This window comes from Streptomyces sp. NPDC042346 (assembly GCF_055581845.1).
In genome coordinates this window covers 372,113-388,549 of the sequence record NZ_JBVJEH010000006.1, presented here as the reverse complement: position 1 = coordinate 388,549, position 16,437 = coordinate 372,113, and the positions used below count along the sequence as shown (strand labels likewise).

Below are 16,437 nucleotides of genomic sequence, written 5' to 3'. Positions count from 1 at the left end.
GTGCCAACCGGTCGGTATGCTCGGCGCCACCCGACGCACCAGGGAGACGCCATGCCCACCGTCCTGCGCATCTGCCCCCTCTGCGAAGCGACCTGCGGACTGGCCCTGACCCTGACGCCCGACGGCTCCCGGGTCACGGGAGCCCGCGGCGACCGCGAGGACGTGTTCAGCCAGGGGTTCGTCTGCCCCAAGGGCGCCGCCTTCCCCGAGGTCGACGCCGACCCGGACCGGCTCCGCCGCCCGCTCGTCCGGAAGGACGGCCGGCTTCAGGAGGCGAGCTGGGCGGAGGCGTTCGACACCATCGCCGCCCGGATCCGCCCGCTGATCGAGGAGTACGGGCCGGACTCCGTGGGTATCGTCCTCGGCAACCCCAATGTGCACACGATCGCCGGCGCTCTCTACCCGCCCCTGCTCATCGGCGCCCTGCGCACGCGGAACCTCTTCACGGCGTCCACGCTCGACCAGATGCCCAAGCACGTCTCCAGCGGGCTGCTGTTCGGAGACCCCTTCGCCGTGCCCGTCCCGGACCTGGACCGCACCCACCACCTCCTGATCCTCGGCGCCAACCCGCTCGACTCCAACGGAAGCCTGTGCACCGCCCCCGACTTCCCCGGCAGGCTCAAGGCGCTCCGCCGCCGCGGCGGCACCCTCACCGTCGTCGATCCCCGGCGCACCCGCACCGCGCGCCTCGCCGACCGCCACGTCGCCATCCGCCCCGGCGCCGACGCGCTCCTCCTCGCCGCCCTCGTCCACACCCTCTTCGAGGAGGGCCTCACCGACCTCGGCCCGCTCGCCGCCCACGTCGAAGGGGTCGAGGAAGTGCGAGCGGCGGTGGGGGAGTTCAGCCCCGAGGCCGTCGCCCCCGCCTGCGACGTGGACGCCGCCACGATCCGTACCCTCGCCCGCGAACTGGCCGCCGCGCCCTCCGCCGCCGTCTACGGGCGGATGGGCAGCTCCACCGTGGAGTACGGCACCCTCGGCAACTGGCTCGTCGACGTCCTCAACGTCCTCACCGGCAACCTCGACCGGCCCGGGGGCGCCCTCTTCCCGCTCTCCGCCACCGCACCCGCCCCGCGCCCGGCCGGCCCCGGCAAGGGCTTCGCCCTCGGCCGCCGGCACAGCAGGGTCTCGCACCACCCCGAGGTCAAGGGGGAGTTGCCGCTGGTCGCGCTCGCCGAGGAGATCGAGACCCCGGGGGACGGACGCATCCGGGCGGTGATCACCGTCGCCGCCAATCCCGTGCTCTCCGCCCCCGACGGGAACCGGCTCGACGCGGCCCTCGACTCCCTCGACCTCATGGTCGCCGTCGACCCGTACCTCAACGAGACCACCCGCCACGCCGACGTCGTCCTGCCCCCGCCCCCGCCCTCCCGGAGCGCCCACTTCGACTTCGCCTTCAACGCCTTCGCCGTCCGCGACCAGGCCCGCTACACCCCGGCGGCGATCCCCCTCGAAGCGGACTCCATGGACGAGTGCGAGATCCACGCCCGCCTGATCCTCGCCGTCTCCGGCATGCACGGCGCCCCGCCGTCCGCCGTCGACGAGCTCGCGATCGACACCACCCTCGCCAAGGCCGTCACCCAGGAGCACTCCCCGGCGTACGGCGCGGATCCGAAGGAGTTCGCGGACCGGCTGACCGGCGCCACCGGACCCGAGCGCCGCCTCGACCTGATGCTGCGCCTCGGCCCGTACGGACTCACCCTCGACGAGCTGCGGAACCGGCCGCACGGCATCGACCTCGGCCCGCTCAAGCCGCGTGTCCAGCAGGTGCTCAAGACCCGCAGCGGCCGGATCGAACTCCTCCCCGCGCCCCTCGCCGCCGACCTGCCCCGCCTGCGCGCCGCGCTGCACGCCGTCCCGGCCCCGGGCACCCTCCAGCTCGTCGGGCGCAGGCACCTGCGCTCGAACAACAGCTGGCTGCACAACACCCCTGCCCTGGGCGGCGGTTCCAACCGCTGCACCCTCCAGGTGCATCCGGAGGACGCGGCCCGACTGCGACTGACCGACGGCGCACCCGCCCGGATCACCGGGGAAGGCGGCTCCCTGGAGGCTCCGGTGGAGATCACCGACGGGGTGCGCCCGGGCGTGGTGAGCCTCCCGCACGGGTGGGGCCACGACCGGCCCGGCACCCGGCTCTCCGTGGCCGCCACCCGCCCCGGCGTCAACGTCAACCAGCTCCTCGACGGCTCCCGGATCGACCCCCTCTCGGGCACCGCCGTCCTCAACGGCTTCCCCGTGCAGGTGGCACCCCTGCCGTGACCCCTGCCGTGACCCCCGCCGTGACTCCTGCCGTGCCCCCCCGCCATGACCCCAGCCATGACTCCTGCCGTCGACTCGGCTCTGACCTGGGGTTTTGCTCGTATTGCTCACGCGTCAACATCTTGTTAACGGCAGAAGAGGGCACCTACCGTCATCCGGACCGCCGCTCGGCGGCAGTTCAACGGTGAACGTGAGGTGTCCTCCATGCTGACCGTCCTCGGCTTCGCCATGATCGCGACTTTCCTGGTCCTGATCATGATGAAAAAGATGTCGCCGATCGCGGCGCTCGTATTGATCCCCGCGCTGTTCTGCGTCGCGGTCGGGCAGGGGGCCCAGCTCGGCGACTACGTCATCGAGGGGGTCGGCAAGCTGGCGCCGACCGCCGCGATGCTGATGTTCGCGATCGTCTACTTCGGCGTCATGATCGACGTCGGCCTCTTCGACCCGATCGTCCGGGGCATCCTGCGCTTCTGCAAGGCCGACCCGGTACGCGTCGTCGTGGGTACGGCGGTGCTCGCCGCGATCGTCTCCCTGGACGGCGACGGCTCCACCACCTTCATGATCACCGTCTCGGCGATGTATCCGCTCTACAAGCGGCTCGGTATGAGCCTGGTCGTCATGACGGGTGTCGCCGCCACCGCCAACGGCGTGATGAACACCCTGCCCTGGGGCGGTCCCACGGCCCGCGCCGCGACCGCGCTGAAGCTGGACGCCGCCGACATCTTCGTCCCGATGATCCCCGCGCTCGGCGTGGGCCTGCTCTTCGTCTTCGCCCTGGCGTACGTCCTCGGGCGCCGCGAGCGCAAGCGCATCGGCTACCTCACGCTCGACGAGGCCCTGGTGCCGGAGACCGAGACCGTCCTGGTCGCGGCGGGCGGCGGGGCGGGTACGGGGGCGGACACGCCGAAGAAGCAGGTCGGCGGATCCGGTGCCGAGGCGGACGCGGGTACGGGCGCGGGCGACGGTGACGGTTTCCAGGGGCTCGACCCGAACCGCGCGACCCTCCGCCCCAAGCTGTACTGGTTCAACGCCGGCCTGACCGTCGTGCTGCTCGCCGCGATGATCCTGGAGCTGCTGCCGATCCCGGTCCTGTTCCTCCTCGGCGCCGCTCTCGCGCTCACCGTGAACTACCCGAACATGGCCGAGCAGAGGGCCCGGATCGCCGCTCACGCGGACAACGTCCTCAACGTCTCGGGCATGGTCTTCGCCGCCGCCGTCTTCACGGGCGTGCTCACCGGCACCGGCATGGTCAAGCACATGGCCGACTGGCTGGTCGGCGCCATTCCCGAGGGCATGGGCCCGCACATGGCCGTGGTCACCGGCGTCCTGAGCCTCCCGCTCACCTACTTCATGTCGAACGACGGCTTCTACTTCGGTGTGCTGCCCGTCCTCGCGGAGGCCGGCGCGGCCCACGGCGTGTCGTCCCTGGAGATCGCCCGGGCGTCGCTGGTCGGCCAGGCCCTGCACATGTCCAGCCCGCTGGTGCCCGCCGTGTACGTCCTCGTCGGCATGGCGAAGGTGGAGTTCGGCGACCACACCCGGTTCACGGTGAAGTGGGCCGCGCTGACCTCGCTGGTCGTGCTGGCGGCGGGGATCCTCTTCGGGATCATCTGAGCCGGGCGGCCCCGGCCCGGCCCCTCCCGTGTGGCGCCGGGGCGTGGGCCGGACGGGTGGAGACGGAGGCCGGTGCGGTCGAGTCGTCACCTTCTGTGTCCATGTCGTGACAGATAGTCGGATTATCGCAATGCGCGTCCGCTCTGCTCACTCACGACTGGAGGACCTCCCTCATGACGACTCCCCCCACCCGCACTCTGCTCCGCGCGGCACTCGCCACCCTGGCGCTCGGCGGCGTGACCCTCGCCGGCGCCCCGGCGGCCTTCGCCGCGCCCGGCGACAACGGTGACGTCAAGGTCCACCGACAGGGCACCCCCGACACCAGCCAGGAGAACGAGCCTCTGGTCGGATGCACCTTCCGCTTCGCGGCCTTCAACTTCGACGGCCTGCAGAGCGTCCAGTGGAACATCTACGAGCAGCCCGGCCAGCCAGGCAACCAGGACCCGTCGCTGAAGAACGGCAGCATCGCCGTCGACAGCAACGGTGACGGACACACGGACGACATCACCGGCCTGTCGTCCGGCATGTACAAGGTCGAATGGACGTGGGTGGGCCAGAACGGCGCGGCGAAGTCGAAGGTCTTCCGGGTCAACTGCGGCGTGGTCACCAACCCGACGCCCACGCCGACCGCCACCAACGGGACCGGCGGCCCCGGCGGAGGCCCCGGTGGCGGCCCGGGCGGAGGCCCCGGCGGTGACGGCCACGGCAAGCCCCCGCACCACAAGCCCCCGCACGGCCCGGTCGGCGCGGGCGGCGGCGGCAGCGCGCCGATCGCCGCCGAGGACTCCTCGACCTTCGGCATCGGGGCGGCCGTCGCGGCGGGCCTCGCCGGCACGGCCGGACTGGTCCTGATCCGTCGCTCGCGCCGCCGCGACAATGGCGCCGCGTAGGTCCGGCCTCACGCGCCGGTCCCGCCTCACGCGGAGGCGGAGGCGACTGCTCCGGCTCACCAGGACGGTCACGGTGACGTGCGTCCTGGTGACCGGGGTCGCCTGGTGGGCCGGGGACGGGGAACCGGCCGACCCGCCGCTCGCCGCAGGACCGGCCGCCGCGGGACCTCCCGCTGCGCGACCGGCCGCGGCGGAAGAGGCGGCCGGCGCCCCGGCCGCCCTCGACCACAAGGCGAAGCCCCGGGCGCTCCCCAGGGCCACGCCCCCGCCCCGGCCGGCACCGGCGCCCCGGCCGCTCGCCCGCTCGCGTCCCACGGTGCTCGCCGTCCCGGCCATCACCATCGAGGCCCCGGTGATCGAACTCGGCCTCGACGGGGCGGGGCGACTCGCCACCCCGCCGGTCGACGACCCCCGGGTCGTCGGCTGGTACGCGAAGGGCGCCACCCCGGGCGAGCGCGGCACCGCCGTCGTCGTCGGCCACCGCGACACCCGCAGCGGGCCCGCCGTCTTCCTCAACCTCGACTCGCTCAGCCCCGGCAACACGATCCGGGTCGCCCGCGCCGACGGCAAGGTCGCCGTCTTCACGGTCGACCGCGTCCGGACGTACCCCAAGGCCGATTTCCCCGACAAGGAGGTGTACGGCGCCACGGGGCGGCCCGAACTGCGGCTGCTCACCTGTGGCGGAGCATTCGACCGCGGTACGGGCTACGAGGCGAACATCGTCGTCTTCGCCCACCTCACCGACATCGACCGCACGATCTGACGCTCCGACCGACGGGCCCCAGCCGCGCCCGTCGCTCTAGCCGCGCCGGTCGTTCGACCCGCGTCCGCCACTCTCCGAGGGTCGATCACCCTCCGAGCGTCCGCCGCTCTCCCCGCTCCGGCGGGCTCCCGCCAGCCGGCGTGCGCCCGCCGGGTACGGCAGTTCCTCCGCCAGGGCCGCCGCACGGCCGAAGCCCTCCGCCGCCTCCCGCTCCCGGCCCAGCGCCGCGAGTGCGGCGGCCCGCGTCGTACGGGCCTCGGTCTCCGCGAGCCGTTCACCGGCCCGCTCCGCCCGCCCGACCTCGGCGCCCGCCACCTCCGCGGCCTCCGCGGCCCGCCCGCACGCCAGCAGCGCCCAGGCCGTCAGATGCGCCGTGCCCGCCTCCCGGTACCCCGCGAGGAGCCGCAGCGCCTCCTCCGGCCGGCCCTCCCGCACCGCCAGCTCGGCCCGCGCCGACCGCACCTCGTACGCGGCCTGATGGTCGCCCTGTGCCACCGCCGTCCGCTCGGCCGGGTCGAGCAGCGCGCCCGCGCCGGGCGTCGCCTCCCGCATGTGGACGCGGGCGAGCGCGACCAGCGCGTACGGAGCGCACCACACCGCGTGCGACTCCGTGTCCCGCACCGCCGTCTCGGCGAGCTCCCGGGCCTCCTCCACCTCCTCCACCAGGAGGTGGAGCTCCGCCAGGTTGGCCCGCTCGAAGACCGTCGCCGTCGGATCGCCCGAGCGCTCCGCGAGCGCGAGCGCCCGGCGGCCCGTCGCGATCGCCTCCCGCAGCCGCCCCGCCCGCCGCGCCGTCTCGCGCAGCACCGAGAGCACCGAGGCCAGCAGCTGCGGATCGCCGAACGCCTCCGCGTGCGGAAGCGCCCGGTCCGCGACCGGTCCCGCCTGGCCGAAGCGGCCCGCGAGGCCCAGCGAGGTCGCCCGCGCGGCCAGCGCCCTGGCGAGCAGCCCGCGTCGCTCCGGCCCCGTCACCGCCTGCGCCGCGTCCTCCGCGGCCCGCGCGGCGGCCACCCCCTCCTCGTACCGGCCCGCGACGAAACACAGCACCGCGCGCGCCAGATGGTGGGCGCTCGCCGCGGCGGCCGGGGTCCCGGGCCCGGGCGGGCAGGAGTCGAGCAGCCGGAAACCGTCCTCCGTCCCGCGGGTCTTCGGCATCAGCTCCGCGAGCCGCGCCGCTGCCAGGACCCGGCCGTCCGCGTCCCCGCGCCTCCCCAGCTCCTCCAGGGCCTCGCCGAGCAGCCGGGCCGCCTCGTCGAAGCGGCCCATGCGGCGCAGCACGGCGCTCCGGTCGATCCGTGCCCGTGCCGACTCGGCCGCGAGCGCGTCGAGGCGGCCGGTGAGTTCGGCGTAGTAGCGGTCGGCGGTGTCGTTCGCGTAGAGCGCCGCCGCCCGCTCGGCGGCCTGCCGGAGATAGCCGGTGGCGCGCGGGTCGTCCGCCCGGGCCAGATGGGCGGCGAGGGTGTCCACGGCATCGGGCCGGCGGCGCAGCACCGCCTCCGCGTACGCCGAGTGCAGGAGCCGGCGGCGGGCCGCCGAGAGCCCTTCGTAGCAGGTCAGCCGGACCAGCGGATGCCGGAAGGCGAGCCCGGCCACGGGCCGGCCCTCGCTGACCACCCGCCGCTCCTCGACCACCGACGCGGCGACGGCCGCCTCCACGCCCTCCGTGGCCTCGGCGGCCGAGAGCCGCGGATGGCCGCCGCGCCGGGCCACGTCGAGGACCTCGGTGAGGGCCGCGTCCTGCCCGGCGACCGCGACCGCGTCGACCACCCGGCGGGCCGCGGGACCCAGCCGGCCCAGGCGCTCCGCCACCAACTGCCGTACGCCCTCCGGGGCACGGGGCCGTCCGTCGCCGTCCCGCACGGCCCGGGCCAGTTCGAGCGCGAACAGCGGATTGCCGAGCGACAGCTCCCACACCCGTTCCGGTACGGCTCCGTCGGCGCCCAGCGCGTCCGCCGTCAGCGCCAGACACGCCTCGCGGGACAGCCGGGGCAGCTCGACCGCGGCGGCGAGGGACTGGCGCAGCAGCAGGTCCAGGACCTGGCGGCGAGGGTCGGACGCCGGAAGTTCCTCAGGACGGACAATGGCGAGAAATCGCCAGGTACTTCCCACCTCGCGGGCCCGGCGGGCAAGATGGCTGAGGAGCTGGAACGAGCCCGCGTCCCCCGCGTGGAGGTCGTCCAGCACCACCATCACGGGCCGCTCGGCCGCCAGTTCGCCGAGCAGCCCCGCCGTCGCCCGGAACAGCCGGTCCCGCTCCTCCTCGGGACTGCGCCCGCTCTCCGGACGCACCCGCCCCAAGGACGGCAGGAGCGCCGCCAGTTCGGGATACTCCGCGCCCGTCCTGGCCCGCTCCGCGGTCGGCCGGTCCGCCAGCCAGCCGTCCAGGGCCTCGGCGAACGGGCCGTACGGCGTGTGCCCCTCCGCGTCGTGGCCCGCACCCCACAGCACGGCCGTCCCCCCGGCGGCCGCCCGCCGGGCCGCCTCCCCGGCCAGCCGCGTCTTGCCGAGCCCCGCCTCCCCGGTGAGCACGAGCACGGGCGGGGAACCGGCGGCGAGCAGCCGGGCGAGCAGGTCGTCCCGGCCGCGCAGGGGAGCAGTGGGCGGCTGTCGCACCACGGCCGGGAGCGCGGGCCCCACCGAGCGGGGGGCCGGCACGGGGGCGGCGAGCGCCGCCCGGTGCAGCCGCTCGGTCTCCGGGCCCGGGCGCACGCCGAACTCCGCGTCCAGCGCCTCCCGGCACAAGTGGTACTGGGCCACCGCGCGGCGCCGCAGCCCCTGCCGCACGTACGCCTCGATCAGGACCCGGTGCGCCTCCTCCTCCGCCGGGGCCGCCGCGAGGACCTGCTCGGCCGCGGGGACCGCCTCCTCGGGGGCGCCCGCGGCCAGGTGGGCGGCGGCGAGGGCGAGCAGGGCGCGCTCCCGCAGCGCGGACAGCCGCTCGCGGCGGGTCTCGGCCCAGGGCGCGTATCGGTCCTCGGGCAGCAGCTCGCCCGTGAACGCCGCCAGCGCGGCGGCGAGTTCGGCGCGCCCGCCGTGCGCGAGCGCCGCCTTCGCCAAGGCCTCGGCCTCGTCGGCGTCGATCCGTACCGTCCGCGGATCGAGCCGCAGCAAGGAGCCCTCGCCGGTCAGATAGGAGGAGACGGACCGGGGAGCCAGCTCGGGTTCGATCGCCCGGCGGGCCGCGTGCAGCGCCACCCGCAGACTGCCCAGCGCGGCCTGCGGATCCGCGTCCGGCCAGCAGATCTCCATCGCCTGCTCGCGGTGGAGGCTGTGCCCGGGGCAGACCGCGAGCAGTTTCACCAGCGTGCGCGCGCTCGGCCGGGGCCACCGCTCGGAGAGCGGCGGCCCGCCGTCCCGGTCGACCCGGAACCCGCCGAAGAGGCGCACTCGAAGCACCGGAGGTGCGCCCGCTGGTATGTCTGCGCTCATGAGGGCGCCCACTGTAATGGGTGCCCCGTGCACCGGAATGGCGTGGTCCGGAGAAGGCCGGAGACCCCCGCCCGGTGGCGCGGGCGGGGGTCCGTGATCCGTGGCGGGTTACTGGGCGGTCAGCCTGCCCGTCACCATGCCGTGGATCGCGCTGTCCTGGAGCAGGTAGCGCCCGCCGGACAGCTCGATCGTGCGGTCGTAGCCCGTGTCGTCCTTGCCGAGGCCGACGACCTCGTCCACGCCGTCGCCGTCGAGGTCCGCGACGACCAGGTTCTGGGTCGCGTAGCCGTTCAGCTTGGCAAGGTGGTTCGGGTAGTTGTCGTCAGCGGTGAGCACCGACGGGTCCCACAGGTAGGCCCCGCCCTCGGTGCCGCCGAAGATCAGCCGGCGTCCGCCCGGACCCGTGCCGAAGCGCGCGTTGTGCAGCGTGGGCAGCGTGTAGATCTCGTGCTCCTCGCCGCCCTTGGCGAAGGTGCGCAGGGAGGCCGTTCCGGCGAGGATCAGGCCCTCGTCGCCGGTGAACCAGTTGCCGAGCGTCCAGGCGCCGCCGCCGGCCGCGGTGTGCACGACCTTGCCGGTACGGAGGTCGCGGAACTCGACGTACGTGCTCCAGTCGGTGCCCTCCTTCACGATCCACGAGTAGACGACCGCGTGGCCGTCCGCGTACGGGATGCCGGGCGAGGCGTACACGCCGTGGAAGAGCTGCGCCGCGTAGACCGTGGTGTCGGCGTCGCCGGTCCAGGTCGGGTCCGCCGACCAGAGAGCCTTGCCGGTACGGGCGTCCAGGGCCGTGCCGCCGACGACGGCCGTCCCGTCGTTCACCCCGCGCGTCTGGTACGAGCCGAGGACCTTGCCCTCGGCGACGGCGAGGTCGGAGAAGGCCAGGCCGGGTGCGGGCGCGTACGTCCAGAGGGCGCGCCCGCCGCCGCTGTAGGCGCGGATCGCGTCGGTCGGCACGAGGATCTCCTCGTCGCCGTCCCGGTCCAGGTCCGCCACGGTGACGGAGCGGACGAACTGGCCCTTCCCGTCGATGGTCTCGCGGACCCGGCCGCTACGGGCATCCACGACGACCGCCGCCGAGTCGGCCGCGACGACGAGGTCGTCGCGCCGGCCGTCGCCGTCGGTGTCGCCGATCCGGATCTCACCCTGCACGGAGCCGGGCAGCGTGGCCTGCCACAGCACCCGCGGCTTCCCGGAGACCAGCGAGGGCCCGTCGTAGGCCCACAGCCCGTGGGACTGGCCGCCGACGATCACGTCCTCGCGCCCGTCGCCGTTGACGTCGGCGGCGAGGCCCGTGCTCAGGTCGCCCTGGAGCGGGGTGATCGCGGCCTGCCGGCCGCTGTCGAGCCGGTACGAGCGGATGTTCTGCTCGGTGTCCACGGTCCGCACGCGCCACTCGTCGTCCTCGCGGTACGGCTGGGCGTAGATCGGCGAGGCGGTGGCGCCCGTGTGCTGCCAGCGGACCTCCCCGTCCCGGCCGTTCAGCGCGGTGAGGATGCCGAAGCGGCCGCCGCCCGGGTTGGCGGCGGTCTCCACGCCCTCGGTGGAGATGTACGAGGCGAGCACCTTCCCGTCGGCGATCCGCAGGCCGAGCGCGGAGTCGCCGTCCTTGAAGTTGTCCTCGGCGCGCTTGACGGTGTGGGACCACAGCTCGGCGGCGTCGCCGCCGTCCACGGCGCGCACGGTGGCGGTGTTGACGTAGAGGTACTCGTCGAGCGTCGACTCGCTGATCGCGTACTCGGGGGCGGAGTCGCCGCGCAGCTGGCCGACCCGCAGCCCGACGCCGAGGGCGTTGACCCGGGTGTCGAGGGTGGTGCGGGTCCCGTCGGCCGGGTCGTAGGCGGCCAGTTCGTACCGGACGCCGTCCCGGAGGTCGGCCTGCTCCAGCGCGACCAGCCGCTTCCGTGCCGCGTCGTAGGCCAGCTGGCGGGAGTAGAGGTCGTTGTCCGTCTGCCACGTGACCGAGCCGTCGGCCGTGTCGAGGACCAGGGTGTGGCCCGCGGCGGGGTCCGTGGCGGTCTTCTTCACGTACCAGGACACGGCGACGCGCCCGTCGCCGAGCGGGAGGGTGGACCCCCACCGGCCGTTGCGCTGCCCCGTCTCGTACGTCCAGGTCGCCGACGGCGTGAGCTTCGTGCCGTCGTACGCGAAGCGGAAGGCCCGCAGTGCGGCGGTGGCGTCCTTCGGGGAGTTGAGGCTCGTCGACGGCTGGTCGCCGACGAGCAAGGTGTCGCCGACGAGCGTGACCTGCTGGGCGTCGGCGAAGAGCTTCGACCACAGCGTGCGGCCCGTGGCGCCGTCGAGGACGGTGACGAAGGTGCCGGTGGTCAGTGTGGAGCCGGGGGAGGTGAACGGACGGTACGGGCTGGTGCCGACGTCGGCCGTGAAGACGACGTCCGCGACCCCGTCGCCGGTCAGGTCGCCCTGCGTCCAGCCCCGGTCGGAGCTGTCGGCGAACGGGCTGTTGGCGTGGTAGCCGGTGGTGATCCGGGCCGGGTACGGCTCGGTCTGCCACGGACGGATGTTCGTGACCTGCCAGTCCGCGTACAGCGAGGCGTTGTCCCGCTTCCAGACCGTGCGGCCGTCCTCGGCGAGCCGGGTGACGGTGCCGAGGCTGTGCACGGCGAGGAAGTCGCCGCGCCCGCCGCCGAGCTGGGCGGTGTCGGCCTGCCCCTGGTACGTCTCCAGACCGGAGGTCTTGGTGACGGCCAGGCCACCGGCCGTGGTGTCGGTGGTGTCGGCGGTGTCGGAGGTGCCCTGGAGCTTGGTCCGTGTCGGGTCCTGCGGGGTGACGTCGAGGGGCGCGGCCGGTTCGGCACGCCGCTCCAGGGCGTCGGCCTGGGCGTCGGTGAGGACCCGGCCGAGGGGCTCGTCGTCGGCGTACGCGGTGGTGGCGGGCAGTGCGGTGAGCGCGAGGCCGGCCGCGACGAGGGCGGAGGCGAGGCGCACGCCGCGCCGGGAACGGTGGGTCATCACGCCGCCTTCGGGAAGATACGGATGGCCGAACGGTCCGCGAGGACCGACTGGTCGAAGGAGTACTGCAGGGCGTCCGTGCCGGCCTGGTTCTCGATGCCGACGGTCGCGCCGCCACCGGTCTCCAGGGCGTTCGCGCCGATCGACTGGTACTGGAGGACGACCGCGCCGGTCGCCTCCTCGAAGACGGCCTCGAAGGTGACGCGCTTGGCGGTGTCGGCGGCGAAGGCCGCGTTCTCCCAGACGATCGCGAACCGGCGCTGACCGGCGGTGCCGCTCACGGCGGTCTTCACGGCCGACTTGGAGTCCAGGGTCAGGTCGTCCCAGAAGGCGGCGAGGATGCCGTTGGGCTGGCCGGGGGACGGTAGGGCGGTGTTCTTGTAGTCGCCGAGCCGCGGCGCCAGGAAGTTCACCAGGCCGTTCGTGGTGACGCTCGCCTGGCCGTACGGCACGCCGTAGAACGAGACGGGGAACGGCAGGGAGATCGTCTTCGCGTTCTCGTCGCCGGACAGCGCGACCTTGGAGCTGCCGCCGATCCAGGAGTACGCGGTGGGGAGGCAGCCGTTGCCCGCGGCGTCGGTACGGGCAGGCAGGGCGGCCGTCACGGTCTCGGCGGCGTCCACGGCGAGCGCGGCGCTGTAGGTGCCGTTGCAGAGGACGGGCGCGGCCGGGGCGGCGGTGAGGGTGAACGAACCCTCGGCGACGGCCGGGAAGCGGAAGGCGCCGGCGGCGTCGGTGACGACGGGGGTGAGCGGGGCGTCAGTGAAGCGGACGGTGGCGCCCTTCAGGGGCTTTCCGGTGACGTCCAGGACGGTGCCGGTGACGGCGTGCGCGGGGACGGCGTCCAGGCCCAGGTCGTGGGCGAGGGACTGGCCGGTGGTGACGGTGAGCGCGTCCTCGACGAGGTCCCGGTAGCCGTAGCCGCCGACCGTGAGGGAGTACGTGCCGGCCGCCAGCGTCAGCCGGTAGGCGCCGGAGGCGTCCGTGGTCACCGAGCGGCGGGCCTCGCCCGCGGTGGCGGTGACGGTGACTCCGGCGAGCGGGGAGCCGGTGGCCCGGTCGGTGACCGTGCCGGTGACGGTGGCCGCGGAGTGCGGCGCGCGGTCCACGGCGGCGAGGATGTCGAGCTTGCCCTCGCCCCAGACGTTGTTGGCGGCGGCGGTGCCGCCGCAGTGGGTGTCGTCGACGTCGCGGGCGGAGCCGCTCAGAGCCGCGCGGGTGCCGTCGATGTCCCCGATGAGGGAGGGGGCCGAGGACCAGAGGAGGGCGACGGCGCCGGCGACGTGCGGGGTGGCCATCGACGTACCGGAGATGGCGCGGTAGGCGTTGCCCGGCCAGGCGGAGCGGACGTCGACGCCCGGGGCGGAGATGTTCGGCTTCATCGATCCGTCGACGAGCGACGGGCCGAAGCCGGAGAACGAGGCGATCCTGCCGTTCACGTCGTAGGCGCCGACGCCGTAGGCCGGGGCCTGGGCGCCCGGAGCCTCGGTGGTGGAGCAGCTCGTGCCGTTGCCGGCGTTGCCCGCAGCGAAGGCCTCGAAGATGCCCGCGGCGTTCCAGGACTCGATGATGTCCTGGTAGAAGGTGGTGTTCCCGCCGCCCCAGGAGTTGTTGACGATGTCGGGGGCGAGGTCGGGGCGCGGGTTCTCGCCGTTGTGGTCGGTCGGCGCCAGGATCCACTGGCCCGACTTCAGCAGCGACGAGTCGGAGCAGCTGCGCGCCTCGCAGCCCTTGGCGGCGATCCACGTGGTGCCGGGGGCGACACCGACGCCGCCCGCGCCGGCGATCGTGCCCATGGTGTGGGTGCCGTGGCCGTTGTTGTCACAGGGCGTGCCGCCGGCGCACTGACCGGTCGGGTCGTACCAGTTGTAGTCGTGGCTGAAGGTGCCGTCGCCGAGGTTGCCCCGGTAGTTGCCCTTCAGGGCCGGGTGGTCGTACTGCACGCCCGAGTCGACGTTCGCGACGACGATGCCCTCGCCGCGGTTGTCGTACCGGGACCAGACCTGGTCGGCGCCGATGTCCTTGACGCCCCACTCGGGGGTCACCGCTTCCTCCGCGGTCGCGGAGGACCGCGCGGCGGTCGCCGCGGACTGCCCGACCGTCATGGAGGACTGCTCGACCGTGTCGAGGGCGTAGTGCCGCTCCTGGCGGAGGGAGGCCACGTCGGGGCGGGCGGCCAGCTTCCGCACGAGGGCCTTGTCGCCGGTGACCTTGACGGCGTTGGCGATCCAGAACGCCTCGTAGCCGACCTTGGACCGGTCGAGGAAGCGCGTCAGGGAGAGCTGGCTGCGGGCGGCCTCGGTGCGCAGGGCGTCGAAGGTGGTCCGGGCCTTCTTCTCGTGGCCGCGCTGCGAGCGGGCCCGGGAGAGGTCGGCGCGGTCGGCGAGGACGACGAAGAAGGTCGCCTCGCCACCGGCGTCGACGGCGGCGGTGACGCCGGGGTCGACGGTGGCCGTGGCGGCCTTGGGGGAGGGCGCGGCGGCCGTGGACGGCGCCGCGGCCACGGCGGGGGCCACGAGCAGAGCCGTGAGGGTGGCGGCGGCCGTGGCCCAGACGGTGGTTCCGCGCCGGATCGGCGAGCGGGGCAGGTGCATGTGGGTGGCTCCTCCAACGCTGGTACGGGGGAAGCCGACGCCCCGCCACCCCGTACGGACCTGGGGGAAGGCCCTGGGGGAGGCGGGGCGGGCTCGGTCGGGGACGCTAGGTCCGGGCCGTTACTGGGGAATTACCGGCCGCCGGGGCGCGGGGGCCGGGGACACGTGGTGGGGACGCGGGGGCCGGGACACGTGGCGGGGACACGGGGGCCGGTACACGTGGTGGGGATGCGGGGGCCGGGACACGTGGTGGGGACGCGGGGGCCGGGGCCGCCGCCGGGGCGCAAGGAGGCTTCCGCCAGATCCGGGCGCGTACGGCTGTGCGGGGTGTCCGTGGACAGGGCTCGCGCCGGGGCGGCACGATCGGTTCCGTCCGGTACTGAGACCGGGGGCACTCCGGGAGACCCTGGCGCCGGAAAACTAACAGCGCTAGTTTGGGTCGGAGCGGCGAACCCGTCGGTAACGTGAGGAGACAGCGGATGAAGGCCCACGACGCGATGTACATCGGCGGGGAGTGGCGTCCCGCCTCCTCGACGGAGACCGTCCCCGTGATCAACCCGGCGGACGAGCAGGTCATCGCCCACGTCCCGGCGGGCACCGCCGAGGACGTCGACGCCGCCGTGCGCGCCGCCCGCGCCGCGCTCCCCGGCTGGGCCGCCACCCCGCCCGCCGAGCGCGCCGCCCGCATCACGGCCCTGCGCGACGCGCTCGCCGCCCGCGCGGAGGAGATCGCCGCCACCGTCACCGCCGAGCTCGGCGCCCCGCCGCAGCTCGCCGCCGCCGTCCACGCGGGCCTGCCGATCGCGGTCGCCGGCACGTACGCCGAGCTGGCCGCCACCCACCCCTTCGAGGAGAAGGTCGGCAACTCCACCGTCTACGCCGAGCCGGTCGGCGTCGTCGCCGCGATCACCCCCTGGAACTACCCGCTCCACCAGATCGTCGCCAAGGTCGCCCCCGCGCTCGCCGCCGGCTGCACGACCGTCCTCAAGCCCGCCGAGGACACCCCGCTCACCGCCCAGCTCTTCGCCGAGGCCGTGCACGAGGCGGGCCTGCCCGCCGGCGTCTTCAACCTGGTCACCGGCCTCGGCCCGGTCGCCGGGCAGGCCCTCGCCGAACACCCGGACGTGGACCTCGTCTCCTTCACCGGCTCCACCGCCGTCGGCCGCCGCATCGGCGCCCTCGCGGGCGGCGCCGTCAAGCGCGTCGCCCTCGAACTCGGCGGCAAGTCCGCCAACGTGATCCTGCCGAGCGCCGACCTCCCCAAGGCCGTCGCCGTCGGCATCGCCAACGTCATGTCCAACTCCGGCCAGACGTGCAGCGCCTGGACCCGGATGCTCGTCCCCGCCGAGCGGTACGAGGAGGCGGTGGCGCTCGCCGCCGAGGCCGTCGCCAAGTACGTCCCCGGCGAGCGCGTCGGCCCCCTCGTCAACGCCAAGCAGCGGCAGCGCGTCCGCGGCTACATCGAGAAGGGCGTCGAGGAGGGCGCCCGGCTCGTCGCCGGCGGCCCCGAGGCCCCGCGCGAGACCGGCTACTACGTCTCCCCGACCGTCTTCGCGGACGTCACTCCCGACATGACCATCGCCCGGGAGGAGATCTTCGGCCCGGTCGTCTCGATCATCCGGTACGAGGACGAGGCCGACGCCCTGGCCATCGCCAACGGCACCGAGTACGGCCTCGCCGGAGCCGTCTGGGGCGAGCCCGAGGAGGCCGTCGCCTTCGCGCGCCGCATGGAGACCGGCCAGGTCGACATCAACGGCGGCCGGTTCAACCCGCTCGCCCCCTTCGGCGGCTGGAAGCAGTCCGGCGTCGGCCGGGAGCTCGGCGCGCACGGCCTCGCCGAGTACCTCCAGACGAAGTCCCTCCAGTTCTGACAGCTGACAGCCCTGACAGCCCTGACAGCCCTGACAGCCCTGAC

At 74.5% G+C, this 16,437-nt stretch carries 8 protein-coding genes; 5 read left to right on the top strand and 3 right to left on the bottom strand.

Features of this window, described 5'->3' with window-relative positions; translation table 11 throughout:
* The first annotated feature begins 51 nt into the window (after positions 1-51).
* The 4 genes from ACZ6K0_RS25640 to ACZ6K0_RS25625 all read left to right on the top strand — a co-directional run bounded on the left by ACZ6K0_RS25640 (position 52) and on the right by ACZ6K0_RS25625 (position 5,526).
* Positions 52-2,259: a molybdopterin oxidoreductase family protein gene (locus ACZ6K0_RS25640; RefSeq protein WP_469234477.1), complete on the top strand. Its 2,208-nt coding sequence runs from the start codon at positions 52-54 to the stop codon at positions 2,257-2,259.
* Between the two features lie 204 nt (positions 2,260-2,463).
* On the top strand, positions 2,464-3,873 hold the full coding sequence (locus tag ACZ6K0_RS25635; protein WP_376407407.1) for a CitMHS family transporter: 1,410 nt from the start codon (positions 2,464-2,466) through the stop codon (positions 3,871-3,873).
* Between the two features lie 173 nt (positions 3,874-4,046).
* Positions 4,047-4,763 (top strand): hypothetical protein, encoded by a 717-nt coding sequence (locus ACZ6K0_RS25630; protein WP_469234480.1) that lies wholly within the window; start codon positions 4,047-4,049, stop codon positions 4,761-4,763.
* Positions 4,750-5,526, top strand: coding sequence for a class F sortase (locus tag ACZ6K0_RS25625; RefSeq protein WP_469234482.1), 777 nt, complete (start codon positions 4,750-4,752; stop codon positions 5,524-5,526). The genes ACZ6K0_RS25630 and ACZ6K0_RS25625 overlap by 14 nt, the downstream gene beginning before the upstream one ends.
* Positions 5,527-5,562: 36 nt before the next feature.
* Here ACZ6K0_RS25625 and ACZ6K0_RS25620 read toward each other — a convergent pair whose 3' ends face one another.
* The 3 genes from ACZ6K0_RS25620 to ACZ6K0_RS25610 form a co-directional block, all read right to left on the bottom strand.
* Entirely contained in the window at positions 5,563-8,955 is a 3,393-nt protein-coding gene (locus ACZ6K0_RS25620; protein WP_469234484.1) for an ATP-binding protein, read from the bottom strand.
* A gap of 108 nt (positions 8,956-9,063) precedes the next feature.
* Positions 9,064-11,928, bottom strand: a complete 2,865-nt coding sequence (locus ACZ6K0_RS25615) for a VCBS repeat-containing protein (protein ID WP_469234485.1) — start codon at positions 11,926-11,928, stop codon at positions 9,064-9,066.
* Positions 11,928-14,522: a S8 family serine peptidase gene (locus ACZ6K0_RS25610; RefSeq protein WP_469234487.1), complete on the bottom strand. Its 2,595-nt coding sequence runs from the start codon at positions 14,520-14,522 to the stop codon at positions 11,928-11,930. Before ACZ6K0_RS25610 ends, ACZ6K0_RS25615 begins: the two co-directional genes overlap by 1 nt.
* A 479-nt stretch (positions 14,523-15,001) precedes the next feature.
* Here ACZ6K0_RS25610 and ACZ6K0_RS25605 point away from each other — a divergent pair, with 479 nt between their 5' ends.
* A complete protein-coding gene (locus ACZ6K0_RS25605) occupies positions 15,002-16,393 on the top strand; it encodes an aldehyde dehydrogenase family protein (protein ID WP_376407419.1) in 1,392 nt (463 codons plus the stop codon).
* Positions 16,394-16,437 lie beyond the last annotated feature (44 nt).

Excerpts from the sequence above, each read along its gene's own strand:
- ACZ6K0_RS25615 (WP_469234485.1), bottom strand. The coding sequence starts at position 11,928 with ATGACCCACCGTTCCCGGCGCGGCGTGCGCCTCGCCTCCGCCCTCGTC.
- ACZ6K0_RS25625 (WP_469234482.1), top strand. The coding sequence starts at position 4,750 with ATGGCGCCGCGTAGGTCCGGCCTCACGCGCCGGTCCCGCCTCACGCGG.
- ACZ6K0_RS25640 (WP_469234477.1), top strand. The coding sequence starts at position 52 with ATGCCCACCGTCCTGCGCATCTGCCCCCTCTGCGAAGCGACCTGCGGA.
- ACZ6K0_RS25605 (WP_376407419.1), top strand. The coding sequence starts at position 15,002 with ATGAAGGCCCACGACGCGATGTACATCGGCGGGGAGTGGCGTCCCGCC.
- ACZ6K0_RS25635 (WP_376407407.1), top strand. The coding sequence starts at position 2,464 with ATGCTGACCGTCCTCGGCTTCGCCATGATCGCGACTTTCCTGGTCCTG.
- ACZ6K0_RS25620 (WP_469234484.1), bottom strand. The coding sequence starts at position 8,955 with ATGAGCGCAGACATACCAGCGGGCGCACCTCCGGTGCTTCGAGTGCGC.
- ACZ6K0_RS25630 (WP_469234480.1), top strand. The coding sequence starts at position 4,047 with ATGACGACTCCCCCCACCCGCACTCTGCTCCGCGCGGCACTCGCCACC.
- ACZ6K0_RS25610 (WP_469234487.1), bottom strand. The coding sequence starts at position 14,522 with ATGCACCTGCCCCGCTCGCCGATCCGGCGCGGAACCACCGTCTGGGCC.